This window comes from Peptoniphilus sp. (assembly GCF_022767005.1).
GTDB lineage: Bacteria > Bacillota > Clostridia > Tissierellales > Peptoniphilaceae > Peptoniphilus_A.
In genome coordinates this window covers 1-2,633 of record NZ_JALEOV010000088.1, presented here as the reverse complement: position 1 = coordinate 2,633, position 2,633 = coordinate 1, and the positions used below count along the sequence as shown (strand labels likewise).

Sequence of the window (2,633 nt, the reverse complement as noted above, 5' to 3'; positions counted from 1 at the left end):
TCCGCAAAATTTTCCTTCTACCTTGCAGTTCCAACTATGCTTGGCGCAACTGCCCTTAAAATTTTAAAAATTGGATTTTCTTTCACACCTTGGCAATGGTTTTTGATAATACTTGGCGGCGTTATATCTTACATCGTTGCCCTTGTAGTAATTAAAAAATTCCTTGGCTATGTTCGTGAACACGACTTTATTCCCTTTGGCTATTATAGAATAGTCCTTGGAATAGTAGTCCTATGTCTTGGCTTTTTTAACATCATATAATCGAGGATATTATGAAAGATTTTAATATTGGGATAATTCAGTTGTCTGCAACAGATGACAAAGAAAAAAATTTAAAAGCCATGGAAAAATACGCATCTTCCGCAAAAAATGAAGGTGCAGATGTAATATGCCTTCCAGAAATGTGGAACTGCCCTTACCAAAATTCTTACTTCACAAAATTTGCCGAAGAAGATTTTGGCGAAACTTACAAAAAAATGAGCGAAGTTGCAAGGAAAAATAAAGTCTATTTAATTGGCGGCTCAATTCCAATTAAGTGTGGCGAAAAAATTTACAACAGAGCCTATGTATTTGACAAAAGTGGAAGAGAAATCTACAAATATTCAAAGATAAATCTCTTTGACATAGAAGGCTACAAGGAGTCCGACACAATTTCAGGCGGCAAAACACTAGGCGTTTTTGAAACAGAATATGGCATCTTTGGCCTTGCAATTTGTTTTGACTTAAGATTTCCAGAACTCTTCCAAAGTTTCCGCGATTATGGCGCTGAAGTAATTTTCGTTCCATCAACTTTTATGAAAAAGACGGGCGAAGTTCACTTCCACCTTTTAAACAGAGCTCGTGCAGTAGATACTCAATGCTATATAATTTCTCCTGCCATAGCAAGAGATGCTAAACTTTCCAAAAATGCCTACGCACATTCCCTATGCGTATCTCCAAGTGGCGAAATAATTGCAGACCTTGGCGAAGAAGAAAATATGCGTGTAATTAAAATAGAAAAGGAAAAAGTAAAGAGGGAAAGAGAAAAATTCCCACTAGAAATTTCAAGAAAAAATAGAAAATTATAAGGACTACCACATCGTGATAGTCCAATTTTTTTACTTTTTTTAATTTTATTTAACTCTCTCAAATTCCCCTAGTGTAAAGATAAAAGGAATAAATTGTAGGTATAGCTATTGCAAAAATCACAACACCAAAAATTAGAACTTCACTTTTAACAAAGGGATAGGCAAAAAAAGTTAGACCTATAATAATAAATGAGATGCCGCCAATTCTGTGAGTTCTCCTCCAATTTTCGTCGCTATTTAAAGTCCAAGGAAGCTTAATTCCCATGGTGTAATTCCTCTTTACCTTTGGCATATAATTTCCAATGACAATAAATAAAACTCCAATTAATAGAGAAATAATAACGCCAGTGTTCACTTCTCTACCTAGTCCATATAAAATTGTTATTACATAGATTACAATCATCATAATTGGAAGGCTAATCTTAGTAATAGTCATGAGTAAATTGTTTTGCATCCTATTTTTCGGGTCATTGTCCAACATAAAGCAAAGGAAAATATTCATGGCAACTAAAATAAAGGGAACTCCTATCATAGCCTTAAACTTTGAACCATAAGCGTCAACTTCATTATTAAAATTCCAGTGAATTGGAAGTTCCGCTGGCATTTTACTGTAAAAAACTGCATTGAAAAATATTAAAATAATAATTGACGCAATCATGGAATAAATGCTAACACTTCCAAATTTAAACTTGTTCTTCATCTTGACCTCCTTTAAACTTCACAATCCATGTCAAAATATCTTCAAAAACTGAAGTGTTTAACTCGTAATAAATAAAATTTTTCTCCTTAGTTTCGTAAATCAAATCCTGCTCTCTTAACATTTTTAAGTGGTGAGAAATTGTAGCCTTAGTCAAATCAAAATTATCGGCTATCTCTCCCGCATTCATCCTGCCATTTTTCCTAAGCATATTTAAAATTTCAAGCCTAACAGGATCAGATAAGGCTTTAAAAGTATTAGAAAACATAATTCACCCTCTTAAATATTTTGATAAATATCTAAATACTTAATTTTATTATATGAAAATTTTCATAAAAGTCAATTCTATTTTGATTTTTTTCAAAATGCTTTTTATAGAAAGATATTGAATTGAATTTAATTTTTGATTTAGATTAATCTTTTTCCTTTATTATTTTAGTTTTTAATACATATTATAACTTTAATTTACAATTTTAATAAAAATTAGCTTAAATATAAAATTTCTTTATTTAATTAATGAATTTTTTTAATATTATGTAGTATAATAAATGTATTCAGAGTATCATATAATATAAATAAAAAATAAAATAATTTTAGACGTAACACATCTGTATATTATAATGATACTCAAATATTAAAAATTAAAGGGAGGTATTTATGAAAATAAATAGGAGATGTTTGGCATTTTTTATGGCGCTACTTATCTTATTGACAAGTTTTCCTGCGAGTATCTTTGCATATTCAGGCGAACCTAATTTTAAAATAGATGATTACGACAATATAAAAAATGACAAAGTACATTATATTAACAACGAAGATGTAGAGGTCAAGGAATTTGACAAAGACCCTACAAATAAAGATGAGGCAAA

5 protein-coding genes are annotated in these 2,633 nt (G+C 30.5%); 3 read left to right on the top strand and 2 right to left on the bottom strand.

Features of this window, described 5'->3' with window-relative positions:
* Positions 1-261 (top strand): undecaprenyl-diphosphate phosphatase (locus tag MR285_RS06705; RefSeq protein ID WP_293559312.1); only part of this gene is annotated, 261 nt, incomplete at its 5' end.
* Between the two features lie 11 nt (positions 262-272).
* Entirely contained in the window at positions 273-1,067 is a 795-nt protein-coding gene (locus tag MR285_RS06700) for a carbon-nitrogen hydrolase family protein (protein ID WP_293559310.1), read from the top strand.
* Positions 1,068-1,125: 58 nt separating this feature from the next.
* Here MR285_RS06700 and MR285_RS06695 read toward each other — a convergent pair whose 3' ends face one another.
* Together MR285_RS06695 and MR285_RS06690 are read right to left on the bottom strand one after the other, a co-directional pair.
* Positions 1,126-1,767, bottom strand: coding sequence for an SdpI family protein (locus tag MR285_RS06695; RefSeq protein ID WP_293559308.1), 642 nt, complete (start codon positions 1,765-1,767; stop codon positions 1,126-1,128).
* Positions 1,751-2,032, bottom strand: a complete 282-nt coding sequence (locus MR285_RS06690; RefSeq protein WP_293559305.1) for an autorepressor SdpR family transcription factor — start codon at positions 2,030-2,032, stop codon at positions 1,751-1,753. The genes MR285_RS06695 and MR285_RS06690 overlap by 17 nt, the downstream gene beginning before the upstream one ends.
* Positions 2,033-2,421: 389 nt before the next feature.
* Between MR285_RS06690 and MR285_RS06685 the strand changes: the two genes are divergently transcribed.
* Positions 2,422-2,633: hypothetical protein (locus tag MR285_RS06685; protein WP_293559303.1), on the top strand; the 212-nt coding region annotated here is incomplete at its 3' end.